Annotated in this window: 20 protein-coding genes; all 20 read right to left on the bottom strand. The window is 44.6% G+C overall.

The window, feature by feature from the left end:
* Window positions 1–492: 492 nt before the first annotated feature.
* A complete protein-coding gene (dapA, locus tag KH172YL63_RS07965) occupies window positions 493–1,365 on the bottom strand; it encodes a 4-hydroxy-tetrahydrodipicolinate synthase (protein WP_269475205.1) in 873 nt (290 codons plus the stop codon).
* 21 nt (window positions 1,366–1,386) lie between these two features.
* Entirely contained in the window at window positions 1,387–2,625 is a 1,239-nt protein-coding gene (gene dapG / locus KH172YL63_RS07960; protein ID WP_173105603.1) for an aspartate kinase, read from the bottom strand.
* An 88-nt stretch (window positions 2,626–2,713) separates the two neighbouring features.
* Window positions 2,714–3,760: an aspartate-semialdehyde dehydrogenase gene (asd, locus tag KH172YL63_RS07955; RefSeq protein WP_269475204.1), complete on the bottom strand. Its 1,047-nt coding sequence runs from the start codon at window positions 3,758–3,760 to the stop codon at window positions 2,714–2,716.
* Between the two features lie 215 nt (window positions 3,761–3,975).
* Entirely contained in the window at window positions 3,976–4,569 is a 594-nt protein-coding gene (locus KH172YL63_RS07950; protein ID WP_173105602.1) for a dipicolinate synthase subunit B, read from the bottom strand.
* On the bottom strand, window positions 4,566–5,468 hold the full coding sequence (gene dpaA / locus KH172YL63_RS07945) for a dipicolinic acid synthetase subunit A (protein WP_173105601.1): 903 nt from the start codon (window positions 5,466–5,468) through the stop codon (window positions 4,566–4,568). The genes KH172YL63_RS07950 and dpaA overlap by 4 nt, the downstream gene beginning before the upstream one ends.
* A gap of 333 nt (window positions 5,469–5,801) precedes the next feature.
* Window positions 5,802–6,038 (bottom strand): YlmC/YmxH family sporulation protein, encoded by a 237-nt coding sequence (locus KH172YL63_RS07940; RefSeq protein ID WP_173105600.1) that lies wholly within the window; start codon window positions 6,036–6,038, stop codon window positions 5,802–5,804.
* 602 nt (window positions 6,039–6,640) lie between these two features.
* Window positions 6,641–7,885: a M16 family metallopeptidase gene (locus KH172YL63_RS07935; protein ID WP_173105599.1), complete on the bottom strand. Its 1,245-nt coding sequence runs from the start codon at window positions 7,883–7,885 to the stop codon at window positions 6,641–6,643.
* A gap of 29 nt (window positions 7,886–7,914) precedes the next feature.
* Window positions 7,915–8,919, bottom strand: a complete 1,005-nt coding sequence (locus KH172YL63_RS07930) for a polysaccharide deacetylase family protein (protein ID WP_173105598.1) — start codon at window positions 8,917–8,919, stop codon at window positions 7,915–7,917.
* A gap of 152 nt (window positions 8,920–9,071) precedes the next feature.
* Window positions 9,072–11,192 (bottom strand): polyribonucleotide nucleotidyltransferase, encoded by a 2,121-nt coding sequence (gene pnp / locus KH172YL63_RS07925; RefSeq protein WP_173105597.1) that lies wholly within the window; start codon window positions 11,190–11,192, stop codon window positions 9,072–9,074.
* A 332-nt stretch (window positions 11,193–11,524) separates the two neighbouring features.
* Window positions 11,525–11,794, bottom strand: coding sequence for a 30S ribosomal protein S15 (gene rpsO, locus KH172YL63_RS07920; RefSeq protein ID WP_034760125.1), 270 nt, complete (start codon window positions 11,792–11,794; stop codon window positions 11,525–11,527).
* A 135-nt stretch (window positions 11,795–11,929) separates the two neighbouring features.
* Window positions 11,930–12,874, bottom strand: a complete 945-nt coding sequence (ribF, locus tag KH172YL63_RS07915; RefSeq protein ID WP_173105596.1) for a bifunctional riboflavin kinase/FAD synthetase — start codon at window positions 12,872–12,874, stop codon at window positions 11,930–11,932.
* A gap of 18 nt (window positions 12,875–12,892) precedes the next feature.
* A complete protein-coding gene (truB, locus tag KH172YL63_RS07910) occupies window positions 12,893–13,801 on the bottom strand; it encodes a tRNA pseudouridine(55) synthase TruB (RefSeq protein ID WP_173105595.1) in 909 nt (302 codons plus the stop codon).
* A gap of 91 nt (window positions 13,802–13,892) precedes the next feature.
* The gene (gene rbfA / locus KH172YL63_RS07905) at window positions 13,893–14,261 is read right to left on the bottom strand and encodes a 30S ribosome-binding factor RbfA (RefSeq protein WP_173105594.1); all 369 of its coding nucleotides are present in this window, start codon (window positions 14,259–14,261) and stop codon (window positions 13,893–13,895) included.
* A 48-nt stretch (window positions 14,262–14,309) separates the two neighbouring features.
* A complete protein-coding gene (locus KH172YL63_RS07900; RefSeq protein WP_173105593.1) occupies window positions 14,310–14,588 on the bottom strand; it encodes a DUF503 domain-containing protein in 279 nt (92 codons plus the stop codon).
* Window positions 14,585–16,750: a translation initiation factor IF-2 gene (infB, locus tag KH172YL63_RS07895; RefSeq protein ID WP_173105592.1), complete on the bottom strand. Its 2,166-nt coding sequence runs from the start codon at window positions 16,748–16,750 to the stop codon at window positions 14,585–14,587. Before infB ends, KH172YL63_RS07900 begins: the two co-directional genes overlap by 4 nt.
* Window positions 16,751–16,754: 4 nt before the next feature.
* On the bottom strand, window positions 16,755–17,072 hold the full coding sequence (locus KH172YL63_RS07890; protein ID WP_173105591.1) for a YlxQ family RNA-binding protein: 318 nt from the start codon (window positions 17,070–17,072) through the stop codon (window positions 16,755–16,757).
* A gap of 10 nt (window positions 17,073–17,082) precedes the next feature.
* The gene (rnpM, locus tag KH172YL63_RS07885; RefSeq protein WP_064093674.1) at window positions 17,083–17,352 is read right to left on the bottom strand and encodes an RNase P modulator RnpM; all 270 of its coding nucleotides are present in this window, start codon (window positions 17,350–17,352) and stop codon (window positions 17,083–17,085) included.
* A gap of 12 nt (window positions 17,353–17,364) precedes the next feature.
* Complete coding sequence (gene nusA / locus KH172YL63_RS07880; RefSeq protein WP_173105590.1) at window positions 17,365–18,498, bottom strand: transcription termination factor NusA; 1,134 nt, start codon at window positions 18,496–18,498, stop codon at window positions 17,365–17,367.
* 35 nt (window positions 18,499–18,533) lie between these two features.
* Complete coding sequence (rimP, locus tag KH172YL63_RS07875) at window positions 18,534–19,004, bottom strand: ribosome maturation factor RimP (protein ID WP_173105589.1); 471 nt, start codon at window positions 19,002–19,004, stop codon at window positions 18,534–18,536.
* 186 nt (window positions 19,005–19,190) lie between these two features.
* Complete coding sequence (locus KH172YL63_RS07870; protein ID WP_173105588.1) at window positions 19,191–23,510, bottom strand: PolC-type DNA polymerase III; 4,320 nt, start codon at window positions 23,508–23,510, stop codon at window positions 19,191–19,193.
* Window positions 23,511–23,540: the final 30 nt, after the last annotated feature.

Genomic DNA, 23,540 nt, shown 5'->3' with positions numbered 1-23,540 from the left:
TCGCTTTCCGCGGGGATGGCGGTGAGCCCCTCGAGGTCATAAGCTAAATGGTCCATGAAGGTAAAGACCGCCTTCACAACCCATTCATCTTATGCTTGTCGGAGCTGAACAAGCCGCCTCCGCTTTTCGGACTGTCCATCAGTTCCCGCAGGAGTCGAGCATCTGCAGCGAGAATCAACCATCGAAGATAAAAACCAAAAATCCACTGGATTAACTGATTATTCATCTTCTGAATAGTAGTGATCAACGTCATTCAAGTACATTGTCTTTGGTTCACTGCTATGGCATTTTTTTATTCCACAGTCTCAAATTACCTAAAATACTCACATTTACGTCTGATAATATCAACAATCATTGGGAAAACAGCCTTTTAAATAAAAAATCCGAACGGAACCGATACCCAATTATGGGTGTCGATTGATCGTCCGGATTTTTATTATCCTGAAAATGTATGCTTCGTCTTTTTTATACCCTGGATGAATTGCAGCTGTCTCAGGATAATGTCTGCAGTACTTGTGAAAGTTTGGCACGCTCCACTTCCGTAAGCGGAATCAATGGCAGTCGGACAGACCCGACATCAAGGCCGTTGATTTGAAGGGCCGTTTTTACAGGAGTAGGGTTTGGACTTGTAAATAACCCTTTCATGACCGGGAGCAGCTTTTGATGCATGACAGCTGCTTCAACTGGATTCCCTTCAACAAATAAAGAGATCATCTCCTGCATATGATTGCCGATCACGTGGGATGCGACGGATACCACGCCGGTGCCGCCCACTGATAAAATAGGAAGTGTGAGACCATCATCCCCACTGTACAGCAGAAAATCGTCGCTTGTACGGGAGATGATTTCTGTCATACTGTCGAGATCCCCGCTTGCCTCTTTCACAGCGGTGATATTTTCAATTTCCGAAAGACGGATGATCGTTTCTGGCAGCATGTTCACGCTCGAACGGCCCGGAATATTGTAGAGCATGACAGGGAGTAGTGTTGATTCAGCGATTGCTTTAAAGTGCTGATACATCCCTTCCTGGCTCGGTTTGTTATAGTAAGGAGTCACAAGCATCACTGCATCTACGCCTGCTTCTTCCGCTTTCTTTGTCAGTTCGATGGAGGAATGGGTGTTATTGCTGCCTGTACCGGCAATGACCGGCACCCTTCCGTCCACAACTTTTACGGTATGTCTGAACAGAGCCACTTTCTCCTCTTTCGTCAAAGTCGGGGATTCACCTGTCGTTCCCCCCACTACCAACGAATCTGAACCATTGTCAATCAAATAGTGGATCAACTGGGTCGTTTTTGCAAAGTCGATATTTCCTTTACGGTCAAATGGGGTCACCATCGCCGTAGAAACACGGCCAAAATTCAATCTTCTCACTCTCCTCTAAAGTTAACCTACTCTGAATGTAGCATTTCTCTCTTGTAATTGAAAGGTATCATGGAGTGCATTGATCGCATTGATCAAATCCATCTCTTTCACCAATATCCAAATCGTCGTATGACTGTCGGCAGATTGCAGGATCCGTATCCCTTCATTCGACAGGGAGGAGACGATTGCAGAAGTCACGCCCGGTACCCCGGTCATTCCTGCACCCACTACGGAAATTTTCGCACATTCTGATTCTACTGTCGGATGATGTCCGATTCTTTGAAGGGCTGAAATCGCCTCGTCTGCAAGGGCCGAAGCTACCGTGTAAACGACCCCACGGGGAGAAATATTGATAAAATCAACACTGATCCCTTCCTTAGCCATCGCTTTAAACACCTCAGCCTGTAGATTGTACTGGTCTTCCTTGGCGAACACTTTGATTTGGGTAAGGTTTTGGACATGGGCGATGCCTGTCACCGGGTGACTACGGAACTCTTTATGGGCTTTTGTATTCTCTATCGTTGTCACAAGCGTCCCTTCCCCGTTGGAATAAGTGGAGCGTATCCGCATGGGAACATTCGAATTCATCGCGATTTCTACCGCACGGGGGTGGATCACCTTTGCCCCCTGATATGCCATATTGCAGACTTCATTATAGGATACGACCGTGATCGGACGTGCTTTCGCAGAGATTCTCGGATCAGCCGTCATGACGCCTTCTACATCCGTAAATATATCGATATATTCAGCCTTTAAAGCCACACCCAAGGCGGAAGCAGACGTGTCGCTGCCTCCCCTGCCGATCGTTGTGACATCTCCATCCTTAGTCGCCCCCTGAAATCCAGCCACCACGACTGCATCATGCAGCTCCAGCTCCTTCAACAGCCGACCGCACTTCATTTCGACAATCTTAGCATTATTAAAATCATGATTAGTCCTGAATCCGGCCTGTGCCCCTGTCAGGGCAGTTGACCGAATGCCGTGCTCAAGCAGCAGGTTTGAATACACAAGGCTTGAGATGATTTCCCCACAGGATAATAATAAATCCTGCTCCCTCTTGCTGATTGATGTATTCTTGCCACCAATCAATGATAACAGTGAATCAGTGGCATATGGTTCACCTTTTCTTCCCATCGCTGAAACCACTACCACCACTTTATATCCTTGATCTATCGCCTGTTTAGTATGGGCAAGTGCTTTTAAGCGGCTTGCCTCGTCTCTTACAGATGTTCCACCAAATTTTTGAACGATCACTTTCATGACTACACCTCATTGTCATATGTTCAAAGAGGTATGAGAAAATCGAGTAGTGGAATTATACAGCTCTGACTGGAATGAACCCTCTTCTTTACTTAATCAAACCAAGCTTTACAAGACTTTCTGCGATTTGAACCGAGTTCCAGGCAGCACCCTTCAGCAGGTTATCAGATACAACCCACATATGGAATCCTTTGTCTTCGTCAAGGTCCTTTCGCACACGCCCCACAAACACATCCGGTTTACCCACGGCATGTGCAGGCATAGGATAAATCTGTTCCTCCGGTACGTCTTCCAATGTGACCCCCGGTGCATCTTTCAGCAATGCATGAATATCTTTCACTGAAACAGAATCCTTCTCAATTTCAATATATACACTTTCCGAGTGACCTGTTACAACCGGCAGTCTGACACAAGTTGCAGAGACCTTCAATGAAGGCATATGCATAATTTTTTTCGTTTCATTAATCATTTTCATTTCTTCAAATGTGAAGCCGTTATCCTGAAATTTATCTATTTGAGGAATGGCATTATATGCGATCTGGTAGTGTTTTTTATCCCCTTTGACTGGCAATACAGACGGCTCAAAAGAATCACCGGATAAAATCGCACGGGTTTGATCGTGAAGTTCGTCGATCGCGACCGCACCTGCACCTGAAACGGCTTGATAGGTGGAAACGATCACTTTTGATAGACCATATTGTTTGCGGATCGGTTCAAGTGCTGCCACCATTTGGATCGTGGAGCAATTTGGATTCGCAATGATTCCATTATGAAGCTTGATGTCTTCTTCATTCACTTCCGGTACCACTAGCGGCACATCCGGATCCATCCGGTATGCACTCGTATTATCGACCACGATGGCTCCCCGCTTTACGGCTTCAGGAGCAAGAAGCTTTGATACATTCCCACCTGCACTGAATAAAGCGATATCCACTCCTTCAAAACTTTCGGGCTTCGCTTCTTCTACCATCCATTCTTTTCCTTTAAATGTAACGGTGGAACCTGCTGAACGTGCTGATGATAATAATGTTAACTGTTTTATTGGAAAATCCCTTTTCTCTAAAGTTTGAAGCATTTGTTGTCCTACAGCACCAGTGGCACCGACAACTGCTACATGAAATCCCGTTGTATTCAAAATCTTCTCTCCTTCCAACCATTCAAAATATTCATAGTACAATAGGTAAATGAATTTAGTCTATTACTATATTAAAGAATATTTTAACATAAACAATTATTCGACAATAGGAATTTTTCATTTTAGTTAACTTTCCTTTTTCCAAGGAGGAAATAGGGAATAGAGCGCATGAAAAGAAGGCCATCTCTCTTTCAAGGTGATAGCCTTCTTGTGTATCAGTCTAAATATCTTTCAATGACGACGGGTTGAAGCTGCCTCCCCTCCATCGCCGCTTCAATCGTCTCCTGAATTACTGACATTCTTGCGACCATGGATTTTGGCTTGCTCTCCGGTGCATCCTGGCCGAAGGGGATGAAGTAAATGTCCTTTGTGGAAATCAGCCTCATCAGGTTCACTCCATTTAAGCCAAGGGCATCATTGGTGGAAATGCCAAGGACAACGGGACGGTGGTTCCGCAAAGTCGCTTTCGCCGCCATCAACACAGGAGAGTCTGTCATCGCATTGGCGAATTTACTCATCGTATTGCCTGTCAGCGGTGCGATCACCATGCAATCGAGGGGGATCTTTGGCCCAAGGGGCTCTGCCTTGACGATCGAATCAATGACTTTATGTCCAGTGACGTCTTCGATGCGCTTAATCCAGTCTTCCCCTTTTCCGAACCTCGTCTCTGTGTTCATGACGGTGGAGGTGACGATCGGCATCACTTCTGCACCATTATTCACTAACCGTTCGATTTCTGGAAATACAGCATCATATGTGCAGTGAGAGCCGGTCAGACCAAACCCGATACGTTTTCCTTTCACACTCATGATGAACTCTCCTTTCCTGAATCAAAATCATCCTCAATTAATTGACAAAGGACATTTGCAAGAATCTGTCCTGCCGTCTTCGGTGCGACGATACCAGGCAATCCGGGAGCCAATAAGGCTTTGATCCCCCGCTTTTCTGCATAGCGGAAATCTGTTCCACCAGGCTTTGATGCCAGATCGATAATCAACGTATGGGCCGGCATTTTCGCTATCACTTCAGCCCTTACAATTTGGGCTGGGATGGTATTAATACAAATATCGCAATCCTCAACCTCTTTTTCTAAATGATCCAGGTGGAATGGTGTCAATCCCATTTCGGTCACACGTGCAAGATGTTCACTTTTCCGAACCCCGACCTTCACCTTTCCGCCCAGATGATGGAACGTCCTCGCTACACTCATCCCTACCCGGCCAAGGCCGAGGATGACAATGGTAGATCCATGGATCGTAAAATCTGTATGTTGAATGGCCATCATGATCGTTCCCTCTACGGTAGGGATTGAATTATAAATGGCAACGTCGTCCCTTTCAAACAGCTGAACAAGTTTACGGTTTGTCGATGACAGAATTTCGTCTAAATATGCATTACTAATTCCTGAATAGATCGTACAGTGTTCTGGCGTCTTGGATACAACTTCTTCTGTTAACATGATTTTTTCATTGGAAAAAATCGTATCGATTTCCCCTTGTAGATTCGTGCCGGGCACAGGTAGGATTATGGCATCAATTATTGAAAAATCCACTTCATCAAGCTTTTCTTTTGTCGCTCCTGTAAAGGCATGATCTAATTGTTCGAAGCCTACGAGTGAAATTTTGGCATCCAACTCCGTAAGCTTCCGAATAATTTCAAGTTGACGGGCATCTCCGCCTAGAACTGCGATCTGCATTCCGGTCAGCATCACTGATTTCACCTACTTTTTACATAATCGCTATTCTAAATCCCTTTTCACTTCAACAGTGTATGTTGCTCTTACCCAATGGGTGAGAAGAAATGCTGGATGGAATATAATTCCAAAATAAGGTTGGAACCTAATGAAACCCTCCTACTCAAAACAGTTATTTCCATTATATGTTTAAATCAAAACTGACGCTGTTGATTTTTCTTCAGACGTTTGATTCCCTTGGAAAACAAAAAATCCGAATGTATTCGATCTTCTCGTGAGAATTTCGAATCTTCATTCGGATTATTCATTGACTTGAGAAATATCATCTCAGCCACGTCCTTTTATTCCTTAATTGTCGGTAGATACTTCCAGGATGATCATATCCGCCCCGATGGTCCGTATCTGATGCCACGGCACCCTGATCTCTCCGCCCTGCTTCCTGAGCCATTTCCCTGTAGGGATGATCAGGGCATTGATACTCCCTGATTGCTCATTGAATTCAAGGTCTGTCTGCCCTAAGATACCGAGACGCTCTGCCTTTTTGTAATCCACGATTTCCTTTCCGCTCAATTCACTCAGCCTCATGTCACTTCCTCCTTTACAAGCTCCTTACTACAATGTATACACTGTCCACATTGTTTAGAAGGAAAAGACATCGTGGAATGGGAAGAATCTCCCCCCTTGTTTTTACAAAAGGGAGTTTTCGTTCACACTGTTGCATTTTTTCAACCATTTCCTATTCATCTTCTACATTGCAGTGATTCATCGCAAATACGCTGTACTTTACTGAGCTATGCCCTGGTCTCGTATATGGAGGATTGCAACATGAGCGTCAAACATCGGTGATTTGAGACTGTGAAATTAAAAAAATTGCCATAGCAGTGAGTTAAGGGAAATGTAATTGAATGGCGTTAATCACTACTAATAAGAAGATGAATAAGCATATAATTCAGTGAATTTTTGGTTTTTTATCCTAGTAAGTTGATTGGAGCGGAAGATGCTCGACTCCTGCGGGAACCGCTGGACAGGTGAGACCCCGCAGGACGAAGTCCGAGGAGGCTCACCGCCAGCCCCGCGGAAAGCGAGCATCTGGAGCGGAAATCAACCGCATCTCGCTTGGTAAACAGCCTACAAAAAAGGCCCTTGATCCCGCACGGGGATCAAGGGCCTTACCTTCATCATTCAATTTACGATTGTTTCATGTTCTGAGGCAATTTGCCTTCCGGACTGATCAGTGATGCAGCATAATCGTCTGTGAAGATTTCCTGAGCCAATCGGTTGACCTTCTCCATCGTAACACCGTCGATTTCTTCTACAATTTCATCAAGGGAGCGGTGTCGCTTCAGCAACAGCTCATTTTTTCCGTTTCGGCTCATGCGGCTGTTCGTGCTTTCTAGACTCAGCATCAGGTTCCCTTTTAATTGTTCCTTGCTGTTAAGTAATTCCTTCGACGTGATTCCTTCTGCCTTTAATGATTTCAATGTAGCGTCAATCGTCTCAAATAATTGATCCAATTGGTTAGCGCCTGTTCCTCCGTAAATCGTGACCATCCCACTGTCTTCATATGCTGAATGATAAGAGAAGACGGAGTATGCAAGTCCCCTTTGTTCCCTTACTTCCTGGAATAAGCGTGATGACATGCTCCCGCCGAGGACATTGTTCAGTACAATCAAATTGTATATGTCAGCGTGACCGATTTCCAGGCCGTCAAAGCCCAGGCATAAATGTGCCTGTTCCGTATCCTTTTTTCGTGCAAGTTTATTATGATGGAATACCGGTTTCAGTCGATCTTCCGGTCCTTTTCCGCCTTCATAAGATCCGAAAAGCTTTTCGACTTCCTTGATGAATGACTCATCCACATTTCCTGCTACCGAAACCACTACCTGCTCCGGGGTATACATGTCATGCATGTATTCCTTTAATTTAGCCTGGCTGAATGAATTCAACGTATCTTCCGTACCCAGGATCGGATAACCCAGTGGATGCTCTTCATAGATCGCTTTGCTGAGCAGGTCGTGAACGATGTCATCAGGTGTATCTTCATACATTTTTATTTCTTCATACACCACATTTTTTTCCTTCGTCATTTCTTCTTCTACGTATGTAGAATTGAAGAACATGTCTGAGAGTGTATGTAATGCATAATCAGCATGATTGTCCAATACTTTTGCATAATAGCACGTGTACTCTTTTGAAGTGAACGCATTAACCTGCCCTCCGATGCTGTCGAAGGATTCAGCTATTTCACGTGCAGATTTCGTTTTTGTCCCTTTGAAGAACATATGTTCAAGAAAATGGGAAATTCCATTATTTTCTTCTGTTTCATTTCGGGATCCCGTCGCAATCCAGACCCCGATGGCTACTGAGCGGACGTGGGGAATTTCTTCAAGTACGATTCGTAGTCCATTTTGGCATGTATGTTTCTTTATCAAAAGAATTTCCTCCTATTCATGGTGCAAACTTACTGCTTCTCTTTACTATTTCCTTGTTGGGGTGAATTATCGATAGTATCCATGATTCTCTCTTCTTTGACCAAACTTGATATCGTGCCGAGCCTCAAATGCTGATCTTTTATTTGAAGGATCAGTGTATTCAATGAATTGGCTGTGGAGGCAGTCGGATGCATGAGCACGATGGCCCCTTTATGGATTTTTCCCAACACCCGTTCCACCAGGACTTGCGGCGATGGTTTTTGCCAATCAATCGTATCGACACTCCACATGATTGTCCTCATATCCATATCACTCGCAATGGTCACAACCTCATCACGATAACTTCCGCTCGGTGGAGCAAACCATTTCACCTTTTCCCCGGTGGTCACCTCTATGATTTCATTCGTCTTCTTTAATTCTTGTCTTACTTTGGACGATTCCAATGTTTTCATATCGGGATGGGAATAAGAGTGATTCCCTACCTCATGACCGGCGTCGACAATCATCTTCGCTAAGTCAGGATTATTTTTCACCCATCTTCCTTCTAGAAAGAACGTAGCATATACCTGATGTTTTTTCAAAGTGGCAAGCATATCAGGGATAAATTCATTCCCCCATGCCACATTGATGATCAAAGACACCATCGGTTTATCAGGGTTGCCCCGATATACGGGGGCAGCAGGTAAATCAGGCAGATGGGTTTGAGGCGGGATTTGCTTATAGACGATTTTATCAGCATCAAATGATTTGTTCTTCTTCATATTTTGAAGGGACGCTTCAACGTCCACTTTCAATCCATTGTATCCGGGAGTCGCTTTCCAGACTGGATCGATCATGGCGTCCTGAGGGGCTGCTTCCCTTAATTTCGCTTCCTCTTTTATTTGACGGGATAAATCATCCACTGCCACTGTCCCACTTACTTCCAGCGCCTCTTGCTTTAGGTCTGTCACATATTGATCTGATAGTGGATTCCCCACTGCTACTACAGTCAGAATAGCAATTAGACTAATTCCAATCAAGTATTTTTTTTCCATTCTCGCTCACCTTCCTTCTCCATAAAACATATGAAGCACTGGCAGAAGGTAGAACAAGCCTTGAACGAGGATTCATCACTTGCTTATATAGAAAAAAGCTGACCTGAAAGGGAGCATTTGCTCCTTCCAGGACAGCCGCAGATTTTAAGCAATTATGCTTGATTTTGTTCTTCTTTTTCGCGCTGTTCTTTCAGAACCGCTTTTCTTGATAAGTTGACTCTTCCTTGATTATCGATATCAAGAACCTTTACAAGGATCTCATCACCGATTGCCAGGACATCTTCTACCTTGCGAATGCGTTCTTCGGCAATTTCAGAGATGTGAACAAGGCCGTCTTTGCCGCTGAAGATTTCTACAAATGCACCGAACTTCTCGATACGTTTAACTTTACCAAGATACATTTGACCAGCTTCAACTTCTCTTACGATATCTTCGATTGTCTTCTTAGCAACTTTATTCATTTCTTCATCAGTAGAGGAAATGAAGATCGTTCCATCCTGCTCGATGTCGATCTTGACGCCAGTTTCATCGATGATCTTGTTGATCTGCTTACCGCTTGGCCCGATGACATCACGGATCTTGTCCGGATTGATATGCATCGTTAAGATTTTTGGCGCATATTGTGATAGATGGGATCTTGACTCAGCGATTGTCGCCAGCATGCTTTCAAGGATCTGCATTCTTCCTTTTTTCGCCTGCTGAAGTGCTTCTTCAAGGATTTCACGTGAAAGGCCATCTATTTTGATATCCATTTGAAGAGCGGTAACTCCCTTGGAAGTTCCTGCCACTTTAAAGTCCATATCACCTAAATGATCTTCCATACCTTGAATATCCGTCAAGATGGAATAGTTTTCTCCTGACTTGATCAGACCCATTGCGATTCCCGCAACTGGTGCCTTGATTGGAACACCGGCATCCATCATCGCCAGTGTGCTGGCACAGATACTTGCTTGTGAAGTAGAACCGTTTGATTCCAGCACTTCTGAAACGAGACGGATTGTGTAAGGGAAATCTTTCTCGTTTGGAATGATTGGATCTAATGCTTTTTCACCCAATGCACCATGTCCGATTTCACGACGGCCAGGTCCACGGATTGGTCCCGTTTCACCAACGCTGAATTGAGGGAAATTATAGTGGTGCATGAAACGTTTGGATTCTTCGATTCCTAAACCGTCAAGGACCTGCACATCCCCTAAAGCACCAAGTGTACAAATGCTGAGCGCTTGCGTTTGTCCCCGTGTGAATAATCCTGACCCGTGCGTTCTAGGCAATAATCCGACTTCAGACGATAGCGGACGGATTTCGTCGACACCACGGCCATCAGGACGTACTTTATCTTCAGTGATCAAGCGGCGGACTTCATTCTTTACAAGCTTGTCCAACACTTTCTTCACTTGTTTCAGTGTGTCATCTTCCGCTTCTTTCTCTTCATAAATTGCCATCACTTTATCTTTGACAGCTTTGATCGCTTTTTCACGGGCATGCTTTTCTTGAACCTGGATCGCAGGGATCAGTTCGCTCTCACAAAGTGAACGTACTTCCGCTTCAACATCCTGGTCAATTTCAGCAAGTTTGATTTCCAATTTCTCTTTTCCTACTTTAGCGACGATTTCCTCCTGGAAGGCAACAAGTCGCTTGATTTCTTCATGACCAAACATGATTGCTTCAAGCATCGTTTCTTCAGGTACCTCGTCTGCTCCCGCTTCAACCATATTGATGGCATCTTTTGTACCGGCAACAGATAAGTGGATTTCACTCTTCTCCAGTTGTTCGACGGAAGGATTGATGATGAACTCTCCATCAACTAGACCCACAATCACTCCGGCAATCGGACCTTCAAATGGAATATCAGATACAGAAAGTGCCAATGATGAACCAAACATAGCTGCCATTTCAGAAGAGCAGTTTTGATCCACACTCATCACAATACTGATTACCTGAACTTCGTTACGGAATCCGTCGGCGAACAATGGACGGATCGGACGGTCAATCAAACGGCTGGCAAGAATCGCTTTTTCACTTGGGCGACCTTCACGTTTAATGAATCCACCAGGAATTTTACCCACTGCATATAATCTTTCTTCATAGTTAACTGTTAATGGAAAGAAATCCAATGGCTTTGGTTCTTTTGAAGCTGTCGCACTACTTAGTACAGCCGTATCTCCGTAGCGAACCATAACCGCTCCATTTGCTTGTTTGGCAAACTGGCCAACTTCGACCGTTAATTCTCTCCCGGCCCAATCAATGGAAAAGGTTTGTTTAGTTTGTTCCATAAAGTGTACCCCTCTCTTTACATATCACTAAAGGGTTCGACATTCGCCTAACCCGGATAAATATTTAAAAATCTATATCATGCACGATTGTGCCGTTATATTCGTTTGAATGAATCACAAAAGTCACTATGTAAAAGCGCGGTTTTAGACGCCCGTTTAATCGAAAGGACTGGATCAACTCTCGTGTACATATTATGTATTTTAGACAAAAACGATAAATTTGAATACTACTAATAAAAAAATAATAAAAAAAGAAGCGGTGAATCATACAAAAATTTCCACTTATGAAAGCTAAAGAAAAAGCGGGACATAATCCCGCTTCCTTTGTCTGTTTATCGACGTAAACCTAATTTGTTGATTAACTCACGGTAGCGTTGTACATCTTTCTTACGTAGGTAAGATAAAAGATTACGACGGTGACCTACCATTTTAAGAAGACCGCGACGAGAGTGGTGATCTTTCTTGTGAACGCGTAAGTGATCGTTCAGGTTGTTAATTTCTTCAGTTAGGACAGCAATTTGAACTTCTGGAGATCCAGTATCGTTCTCATGTACTTTGTATTCACTGATAAGTTCGTTTTTACGCTCTTTAGTGATAGCCATCCTTTTCACCTCCTATTGATTTCTTTCAAATCCCCTGTTACTGAGCAACCGTTGGTGAATCGTGATGCCAAGCAAAGGTTCATTTCATACGATATTTAGAATACTACTCTTTTAATAAAAAATCAAGTATAAAGATCAAATTTCCGAAAAGTAGCTGATCGCCCGGTCTTTATCTCTCTGTATTTGAGAGATGAGTTCATCGATTCCGGAGAACTTTTGTTCATCCCTGATTCTATCAAACCATTCGATATATACTTCCTCCCCATAAATGGAAGAGTCAAAATCAAACAGATGTACCTCTATCGATTGGGCGTATTCGTCGGGGTTTTTAAAAGTCGGCTTATATCCTATATTACACACACCATTATACCATTTATCATGAATCATCATTTTCACGGCATAAACGCCAAATTTCGGGGTGAGGTAGTCATAGGACATTTCAATATTCGCGGTCGGGAAACCGATCTTCCTTCCCCTCTTATCTCCGTTTATGACGGTACCTTTCATCTTATATGGCCTTCCGAGCAGCTGATGGACCTTGTGGATGTCCCCTTCTTTCAGGCTTTCCCTGATCAAGGTTGAACTCACTTTCATATCGTGGTCCGTTAGTTTGGAAATGGTCGTGGAGGTAAATTCATCCCTTGAATGAAACGGCAATGTTTCCATCGTACCTTTACCGAGCCTGCCATAAGAATAATCAAATCCAGCCACCACGTGTTTCACATTGAGACCGATAATATATTGATCCACGAAGTCTTGGGGGATCAGGCTTGCAAACTCCGAGGTGAAACGGACGATGAATAGATAATCCACTCCAAGACCCTCTATGATCTCTTTTTTGTCTTCCAAAGGGGTGATGTGATGAATATGTTTGTGTTTATGCCCCAGCACCACAGACGGGTGGGGATCAAATGTCATGACCGCACTGCTGTAATTGAGTTCTTTCGCCTTCTCTACTGCTGTCATGATCACCCTTTGGTGCCCCCTGTGCACCCCGTCGAAATATCCAAGTGCGAGGGCCAAGGGTGGAAAATCACTTTTACGAATTGAATGTGGATGATGTACAGTTATTACCTTCACAGCATTTCACCTTTTTCACTAGTCGTTAAAAAGCACTTTGACAGGCTTGATGATCCCTGGTTTGTCCGGATGCCTTTGATAGATGGCAATCGCTTTGCCCTGATATTCCATTACTACCTCGGTGCTTTCCGGCCATGTATCAGGCTCTTGTAAGCGTGCCCCATTCTTCACTTTCTCTGCTAATGTATCACTAATCACCATTTTCGGCAAATGAGAAAGCCCAAGCTCAAGGGGCAGGAGGAGTCCCTGGGGGTGATGATCTTCCACATATTCTTTTATATACTCAAGGGTATGGCAATCTTCTTCTTTGAAGCTGGCAGATTGCGTACGGGTCAGGGCAGACATATGAGCGGGATATCCCAGTCTGTTCCCGATCTCAACAGCGAGTGTCCTCACATATGTCCCTTTCCCGCAGGCGACTTCAAAGCGGAATGAGCTCGAATCACCGTTTAACTCATCCCACTCCTCCAAGAGGCGCAGACGCTTGATATGGACTGTCCTTGAAGGTCTTTCAATCTCGATCCCCTGCCTTGCGTATTCATACAGTCTCTTGCCATTCACTTTGACAGCTGAAAACATGGGAGGGGTTTGGGTGATTTCTCCCGTCATGCTCTGAAGGACCTTTTCAACCTCTTCTCTCATGATCTTTCTGTCGACTTTCTTTTCCTCGACCTTCTCCCCCCATGCGTCTTCTGTTGTTGTAGAGAAGCCGAGGGTCACTTCGCCCTCGTAGGTCTTTCCAGAGGCGGTGATGTACTCTGCAATCTTTGTGGCCCTGCCGATACAAATCGGCAGGACACCGGACACTTCCGGATCAAGCGTGCCTGTATGGCCGACTTTCTTTGTACCGAGCAGCTTCCTCAATTTAAACACGCAATCATGGGACGTCATGCCCCGGGGCTTCCATAAAGGCAGGATGCCATTCATATTCATACCTCCAATATGTATATCTGTCTAAAATATGCATAAAGGGCTGATCCTCTGGAAATATACTTCCGTCCGGATCAGCCCTTTCTCATTACTTCTCTGTATCTTTAGACTCTTCTGGTTCATCTTGGACCTTTTTCAATAAAGACTCAATATGATTACCATAATCAATCGATTCATCAAACTCAAAAATAATTTCAGGTGTTTTGCGAAGGCGGATTCGCTGTCCTACTTCAGAACGGATGAATCCTTTTGCCTTTCCAAGACCTTTGAGTGTATTCTCTCTTTGGTCTTCTCCACCCAGAACGGTAATATACACTTTTGCCTGTTGTAGATCACCGGTTACCTGTACATCTGTAACCGTTACAAAGCCAATGCGTGGATCCTTTATTTTTCGTCCGATAATATCGCTGAGCTCTTTCTTCATTTGTTCGCCAACACGATTCGCACGATGGCTCATCAATATCACCTCTGTTTATCTGTAATGGTATATGTCAAACATAAGCTGCTACAATGATTCGATATGGGTTTCCATCCGCTCCCACTCTGGAAAGGAATCGATGAACCTCAAGGCATGCTCGATTTCCCTTTCGCTTGCCGCTTTTGAAGAGGCAACGGTGACCATCGCGATTCTTGTGCGTTGCCACACATCCTGATGATCGATTTCAGAGACAGAGACATTGAACTTTTGCTTCAGGCGGGACAGTACCCTTTGGAGGACCGCCCGCTTTTCCTTTAAAGAATGAGAATCATGTATCATACACTCACATTCAACATATGTGATCATTTACGTGTGATTTCTTCCATGATGAAGGCTTCGATTACGTCGCCTTCTTTCACATCATTGAAGTTCTTGATCGTGATACCACATTCATAACCTTTGGCTACGTCTTTGGCATCATCTTTGAAACGTTTAAGGGCATCAAGTTCACCTTCAAAGATAACGATTCCGTCACGGATGAGGCGGACGCCGCTGTCCCGTGAAATCTTACCTTCTGTTACATAGCTTCCCGCAATTGTACCGACTTTAGACACTTTAAATGTCTGACGAACTTCCGCTTGTCCAATGATTTTTTCTTCAAATTCAGGATCAAGCATCCCTTTCATCGCAGCCTCGATCTCTTCCATCACTTTGTAGATGATGCGGTGAAGACGGATTTCAACACCTTCAGCATCTGCCGTACGCTTGGCATTCACATCAGGGCGGACATTAAATCCGATGACGATCGCATTTGAAGCTGCAGCAAGTGAGATATCAGATTCGTTGATGGCACCCACACCGGTATGAATGATGCGGATATTTACACCCTCTACTTCAATCTTCATCAATGAAGCTGCAAGTGCTTCAACAGAACCTTGAACGTCTGCTTTAAGAACAAGGTTAAGGTCTTTCATTTCCCCTTGCTTCATTTGCTCGAACAGCGTCTCAAGGCTGACTTTGGATTTTTCTCCACGCTGAGCCTGAAGCGCTTGGGAGGCACGTGATTCCCCTACAGAGCGAGCCGTCTTCTCGTCTTCAAATACGACGAAGCGGTCACCCGCTTGAGGAACATCGTTCAGCCCGGTGATTTCAACGGGAGCAGAAGGACCAGCTGCCTTCACACGGCGTCCAAGGTCATTGACCATGGCACGGACACGTCCGAAAGTATTTCCTACTACGATTGGATCGCCGACTTTCAATGTACCGTTTTGTACAAGAAGTGTTGCAACCGATCCACGGCCTTTGTCTAATTGAGCTTCAATGACAGTACCTTGTGCAAGGCGGTGTGGATTTGCTTTCAGCTCTTCCACTTCGCTCACAAGAACGATCATTTCAAGCAGGTTGTCGATTCCGTCTCCAGATAGTGCTGAAAGTGGTACAAAAATCGTATCTCCACCCCATGCTTCAGGAACCAATTCATATTCTGTCAGCTCCTGCATGACGCGATCAGGATTGGCAGCTTCCTTATCCATTTTGTTAACCGCAATGATGATTGGAACTTCAGCAGCTTTTGCGTGGTTGATGGCTTCAACTGTCTGCGGCATTACACCGTCATCCGCTGCGACGACGATGATCGCGATATCCGTCACTTGTGCACCGCGTGCACGCATTGTCGTGAAGGCAGCATGTCCCGGGGTATCAAGGAAGGTAATTTTCTTTCCATCGACCTCTACTTGGTAAGCCCCGATATGCTGAGTGATCCCGCCAGCTTCGCCTGCAGTCACCTTCGTATTACGAATCGAATCAAGAAGGGTTGTTTTACCGTGGTCAACGTGACCCATGATCGTTACAACAGATGGACGCTCTTCCAGCTGATCTTCCGTATCTTCAGTGAAGTATACTTCAAGGTCAGTTGCATCCACTTTGATTTCTTCTTCAACTTCCACACCGTATTCACCGGCGATCAGTTCAATTGAATCTTTGTCGAGCTCCTGGTTGATTGTTGCCATTACACCAAGCATAAAGAGCTTTTTGATGATTTCGGATGGCTCTTTGTGTAATTTTTTTGCAAGTTCTGCTACAGTCAGAGACTCTGAGAACGTGATTTTAGCCGGAAGTTCTTTCTTCTTTGCAGGCGGCTGCTGTTGAGGAGCCTGTTTCGCGTTTCTGTTCGGCTTGTTGTTTTTGTTATTTTTGTTTTTATTTCTGTTTTGGTTGTTGTTGTTATTATTATTGAAGACTTTCTTCTCCTTTGACTGGTGCTGTTGATCTTGTTTCTTACCTTCACGGCTCTTCGGTGCTGCTTTGACCTTCTCTTTGTTCGGAGCGTCTTCAGACTTTGATGTATCGGCCTTCTGGGATGATTTTGCATTCCCCTTGTACATCGCGTCCAATTTTGTTACTCCATCGTCTTCTATAGTTGCCATATGGTTTGATACCTCAATATTCAGTTGCTTTAATTTTTCGATCACATCTTTACTTGACACATTATGTTTCTTTGCATATTCATATACACGCATCTTGCTCATATGTTCACCCCCACTGAGATTCATCGAGCAGTTCGGATAACTTTCTGGCAAAGCCTTCATCCAGTATGGCCGTAACCACCCTGGCCTCTTTTCCAATGGCTTGACCTAAATCATGCCTGTTTTCCACTAAGGATACCGGGACATTGTATGATTTACATTTGTCCGTGATTTTCTTGTTTGTATTAGCAGAAGCATCTTTGGAAAGAATGACAAGTTTTGCTCGTCCACTGCGAACTTCTTTAATAACAAGCTCTTCACCTGAAATAATCTTACGTGCCCGATTTGCCAATCCTAAAAGTGACATCCAACGATTTTGATTCATACGCTAAACGTTACTCCTTCTCCACAAGGCTAATCAATTCATCGTAAAGAGATTCATCTATTTTCGCCTGTAATTGATTGGCTAAAGTATTTTTCTTTTTCGCCTGTAAAATGACGTCTTTATCTTTGGAAAGATAAGCCCCGCGCCCTGATTTCTTGCCGGTAGGGTCGATTGAGACTTCCCCTTCTTTCGATCTGACAATCCGGATCATTTCCTTTTTAGGTTTCATTTCACCGGTTGCCACGCATTTACGCAACGGTATCTTCTTATTTGCACCCATTTTGGTCACCTCTTAATCTTGATTTTCGAAATCAATATTCAAAGGTTCATCGTCGTACTCTTCCTCTTCGTCTTGAGGCAGGAAGGACTCCTCCCTTGGATACAATCCAAGTTCACGGGCGTCTGTCTCACTCTTGATGTCAATTTTCCAGTTCGTCAACTTGGCAGCTAGACGGGCGTTTTGACCACGCTTACCGATTGCAAGAGACAGCTGGTAGTCAGGTACGACCACTCTCGTCGCCTTATCTTCCTCGTTCACCTGCACATCAAGAACCTTTGATGGACTGAGTGCATTTGCGACGAATGTCACTGGATCTTCTGACCACTGGACGATGTCGATCTTTTCACCTTTTAATTCATTTACAATCGCCTGTACACGTGCGCCTTTTGTTCCTACACATGCGCCTACAGGATCGACTTCAGAATTCTCAGCGTACACAGAGATTTTCGAGCGATCCCCCGCTTCACGGGCAACTGACTTGATTTCAACAGTTCCATCAAAGATTTCAGGAACTTCGATTTCAAATAGACGCTTCAATAATCCTGGATGTGTTCTTGATACGAAGATCTGAGGACCCTTCGTCGTCTTCTCGACCTTTGTAATGAATACTTTGATACGGTCATGGGGCTTATACGTTTCATTCGGCATCTGCTCACTTACTGGAAGGAGTGCTTCGATCTTGCCGAGTGCTACATAGATGAAACGGTTGTCCTGTCTTTGGACGATCCCCGTCATGATGTCTTCTTCACGGTCAACGAATTCTGAATAGATGATTCCTCTCTCCGCTTCCCTTACCCGTTGTGTCACAACCTGTTTCGCCGTCTGGGCCGCAATGCGTCCGAAATCCTTAGGCGTCACTTCAAGCTCGACCACGTCCCCAACTTCATAGCTAGGGTTGATTTCAGCGGCATCTTCGACCGAAATTTCAAGACGGGAATCAAATACTTCATCCACGACTTCCTTACGGGCGAATACTCTCATCGTACCGGTATCCAGGTTAAGGTCTACACGGACGTTCTGCGCCTGATTAAAATTTCGTTTATAAGCCGACACAAGGGCCGCTTCAATCGCTTCAATGATGACATCTCTTGCAATGCCTTTTTCTTTCTCTAAAACAGTAAGAGCATCTAATAACTGCGTGCTCATGGTGGTTTCATCCCCCTTTATAGTGCGGTTCGTTCCTATGAAAATGTAACAGCCAGTCGTGCGATAGCTATTTTATCTGTTGGAATTTCAACCTTCTTTTTTCTTGTCTTAATGGTTACTTCTAATGCCAATGATTCTGAAGTATACGAAAGCAGCGTTCCTTCGAAAGCCTTCTCACCGTTCAACGGTTCATATGTCTTCACATAGACATTTTTGCCGATGGCCTTTTCGAAGTCCTTGTCTTTCTTTAACGGACGCTCAGCGCCAGGTGAAGAAACTTCTAAAAAGTAATTATGAGTGATTGGATCGATCTCATCCAGCTTTTCACTTAGTCTTTCACTGACAATTCCGCATTCTTCGATGTCAACACCTGAATCTTTATCGATGAATACACGAAGGAACCAGTTGGATCCTTCCTTGACATACTCCATGTCGATGAGTTCAAGTGACAAATCATCCAAGATCGGTGTGACAATTTCTTCTACGAGTGTTGTTATTTTGCTCATACTTACCTCCTGGTCTATATGAAAATCTTGCACCAAGACTAGAAATGATAGTTCAAAAAATCTCCATGTAATAACGAAAGAGTGGGGTGCGACCCCACTCTTCTACCTTTAGAGCTATCTTTAGTATTTCCAATAAAAATATACCATAATCATCATGTTTATGCAAACAATTCCCATGATATCAGCTTAGAAGAGGGATAATTGATTCTTATCCGGAAGTGATTCCAGACAGCCGTGATTGTCCAGATACTCGATGATCGTCTTCGACACCCGTCCACGCTGCTGGAGATCTTCCTTCGAAAGGAATTCCCCATCCTTCCTTGCATTTACGATATTGATAGCGGCATTCGTACCGAGACCCGGTATGGCATTGAACGGCGGGATCAATGTATCCCCATCGATCATAAACTCGGATGCCTGGGATCGGTAAAGATCTACTTTTTGGAATTTATATCCCCTTTCACACATTTCTAGCGCCAATTCAAGGACTGTCAGCGTGTTCTTTTCCTTAGGGGAAGCATCCAGACCCTTGCTGTTGATGTCTTCGATCTTCGCCCGGATTGCCTGGGATCCCCGGACCATCGCTTCGATATCGAAGTCCTCTGCACGGACGGTGAAATAGGCAGCATAGTAAAGCAGGGCATGATGGACTTTAAAGTAAGCGATCCGCACGGCCATCAGTACATAGGCGGCGGCATGGGCTTTAGGGAACATATACTTGATCTTCAGACAAGAATCGATATACCAGTCAGGTACACCGTTTTTCTTCATCTCTTCCACCCATTCATCCTGCAGCCCCTTCCCTTTACGGACGAACTCCATGATTTTAAAGGCGAGTGAAGGCTCCAGTCCTTGATAAATCAAGTACACCATGATGTCATCACGGCAACCGATTACTTCGCTCAGGTTACAGATATTATTATGGATGAGCTCTTGTGCATTTCCAAGCCACACATCGGTTCCGTGGGAAAGACCGGAAATCTGTACAAGTTCTGAGAAAGTCGTCGGCTTCGTATCTTCAAGCATTTGTCGCACAAATCTCGTACCGAATTCAGGAATCCCCAATGTACCGGTTTTACACATGATTTGTTCTTCCGTCACACCGAGTGAATCGGTTCCGCTGAATATCTTCATGACTTCCGGATCATCTGTCGGGATCGTCTTTGGATCGATCCCTGATAAATCCTGAAGCATACGGATGACAGTGGGGTCATCGTGTCCAAGAATATCAAGCTTCAATAAGTTATCATGGATGGAATGGAAATCAAAATGAGTCGTTTTCCACTCGGAGCTTGAGTCATCAGCCGGGAATTGTATCGGTGAAAAATCGAAGATATCCATATAATCAGGAACAACGATGATACCACCCGGATGCTGTCCGGTCGTTCTTTTCACCCCGGTACAACCGCTGACGAGACGGTCGATTTCGGCACCGCGTATCTGGAGCTGATGATCATTCGCATAGCCTTTTACATATCCATAAGCCGTCTTCTCCGCTACCGTACCAATTGTTCCTGCACGGTATACGTTGTCTTCACCGAACAGTACTTTCGTATAGTTATGGGCATTCGGCTGATATTCACCGGAGAAGTTCAGGTCGATATCGGGCACTTTATCCCCTTTGAAGCCCAGGAAAGTTTCGAACGGGATGTCGTGACCATCCTTTTTAAATGGGACGCCGCAATCAGGACAATCTTTATTCGGCAAATCAAAACCTGAACCGACAGATCCATCATCGAAGAACTCGGATTTTTTGCACGACGGGCACACATAATGCGGCGGCAGAGGATTCACTTCAGTGATTTCGGTCATCGTTGCAACGAACGAAGATCCAACCGACCCACGGGAACCAACCAGGTACCCATCATCAAGTGATTTCTTAACAAGCTTGTGGGAGATCAAATAAATGACCGCGAATCCATGGCCTATGATACTTTTTAATTCCTTCTCAATCCTTGCTTCAACAATTTCAGGCAGGTCATCTCCGTAAATGCTTCTCGCCATCGCATAACTCATCCTGCGCATCTCTTCGTCTGCACCCTCGATTTTCGGTGTATACAAATCGTCTTTGATCGGCTTGATGACATCGACCATGTCGGCAATTTTATTCGTATTGTCAACGACGATCTCCTTGGCCGTTTCTTTCCCTAAAAACGAGAAAGCATCGAGCATTTCATTTGTTGTCCTGAAATGGACATCGGGGAGTTCGTGACGATTCAACGGGTTTGCTCCCCCTTGAGAACCAACGAGTATCTTCCGATAGATTTTATCTGTTTCATTCAAATAATGGACATTCCCGGTCGCCACGACCGGCATATCCAATTTCTTGCCCAGTTCCACGATATTTTTAATGATATCTTCAAGGTTTTTCCGGCTCTGAACAAGATCGAGTTCAATCAGATGCTGGTATACCTCTCTTGGATGTACTTCCAGGTAATCATAGAAGCGGGCCGTTTCTTCGACCTCTTCCTTCCCTTTTTGCATCATCCCTTCAAATACTTCCCCTTTGTCGCACCCGGAACCAACAAGGATCCCTTTCCGGTACTTTTGAAGCTGTGAACGGGGGATGCGGGGAACTCTGTAGAAATAATTCATATGAGAGATCGACACGAGCTTGTACAGATTTTTCAGCCCTTCTTCCGTCTGGGCAATCAGTGTACAGTGGTACGGCCTTGACCGCTTATATGCATCGCCTTTCCCCATGTAATCATTGAATTGATTATGGTTGGTGATTCCCTTTTCAAGTGCATCTTTCAACATTTTCAATAATAGATATCCTGTTGTTTCAGCATCATAGATCGCCCGGTGATGCTGGGTCAATTCAATGTCGAATTTTTTCGCCAGCGTATTCAGACGATGGTTCTTGAATTGGGGATAGAGAAGCCGCCCAAGCTCAAGTGTATCAATGACCGGATTCGTCGCCTTAGAGATTCCGGCCTTTTGAAAGCCGGCATTCAAGAACCCCATATCGAATGACGCATTATGGGCCACGAGTATATCGTCTTCTATCCACCGATGAAAGTCACGGAGCACATCTTGGATTTCAGGTGCCGACTGGACCATATCATCGGTTATACCCGTCAGGTCGATCGTCGTTGCAGACAGGGGATGATGTGGATTGGCGAATGACTCGAATTTATCAATGATTTCCCCATCTTTGATCTTCACCGCTGCAAGTTCGATGATCGTGTCATATACGGCGGAAAGACCTGTCGTTTCCACGTCAAAGACAATGAACGTGCTGTCTTCAAGCGGGAGGTCACGGTCGTTATAGGCAATCGGCACGCCGTCATTGACAAGGTTCGCTTCCACCCCGTAGAGGAGTTTAATGTCATTCTTCTTACTTGCGTTAAATGCTTCCGGGAACGATTGGGCGACAGCATGGTCGGTGATGGCAACTGCTTTATGGCCCCATTTTTTTGCTTGACCGACAAGGCTTGCCACAGAAGAAACAGCATCCATCTGACTCATCGGTGTATGCATATGAAGCTCCACCCGCTTTTCATCCTCTGGCGCTGTATCCAGTCTTAACACTGGTTTGATTTCATTCACATCATTGGCAATCATGACAAGATCCCGGACAAAGGTATCATTTTGGATGCTTCCACGGCAGCGGACCCACATCCCTTTTTTCATATTGTTCATGACGGCAGCGTCTTCTTTGTCCCTTGAGAACATTTTCACAAGAATTGAACTCGAATAATCGGTCACTTTGAAGGTCAATAGCGTCCGGCCGCTTCTCAGTTCACGGGTTTCACAATCGAAGACGTAGCCTTCTACTGCAATCCTGCGCTCTTCATCATATATCTCTTCGATTTTCCGGAAGTCTGCATCATCTTTGATCGAGAGACCAAGCATGAATGGACCGCTTGGAATGCCGCTCGCTTCCTCTTTCTCAGCCTTTTCCATTTCAATCAACGCTTGTTTCGCTCTTTCCTGGTCTTCTTTCAACTTTTCTTCCAGGAATTTTTCGTATTCATTGCTTTGTTCTTCCACTTGGCTGACTTCAGCGTCGAGAACAAGCTTCGGAAAGCCAAAGTTTTCGAAAACAGATGAGATCATTTCACCATATTTCCTCTTCAGCTGTGCCGCCTCTGTATCATTCGAAGCTTGAACAATGATTTTGTTCCCCATGACTTTCGGCTTTTGTGTATTTAACAACTTTAATAATGGTGGTGAAATGCCTTGTATCTCCTTCACACAATCCTGCCAATAGTCAAGGATCTGCTCGTCTGTTGCCTGTGCATTTAATACGCGGATCGTATAATTGACTGTGGCGATATGTTTAAAGGAAGTCTGCAGGGCAATCGAAAATTTACTCCACACATTACAGGGGATGATTTCTTCAAGCTTGAAGTAAAAGTGCCATTTTTTTTCTTTCCTGTATACGGCCAGCTTTTCAATTTCGGCGTTTTGAAAATATTGAACAAATGCATCTTCTGTCAGCCCCAGTTGTTGAAGCAGCAGCTGAAACCTTTCCCTTTTGCCGAGGGATTTTTCTTCCATGGCCTTTCTCCCCCATTCATAATCATATTC

The organism is Bacillus sp. KH172YL63 (assembly GCF_011398925.1).
Classification (GTDB): domain Bacteria; phylum Bacillota; class Bacilli; order Bacillales; family Bacillaceae_B; genus Rossellomorea.
This window is presented reverse-complemented; position numbering and strand designations above follow the sequence as displayed.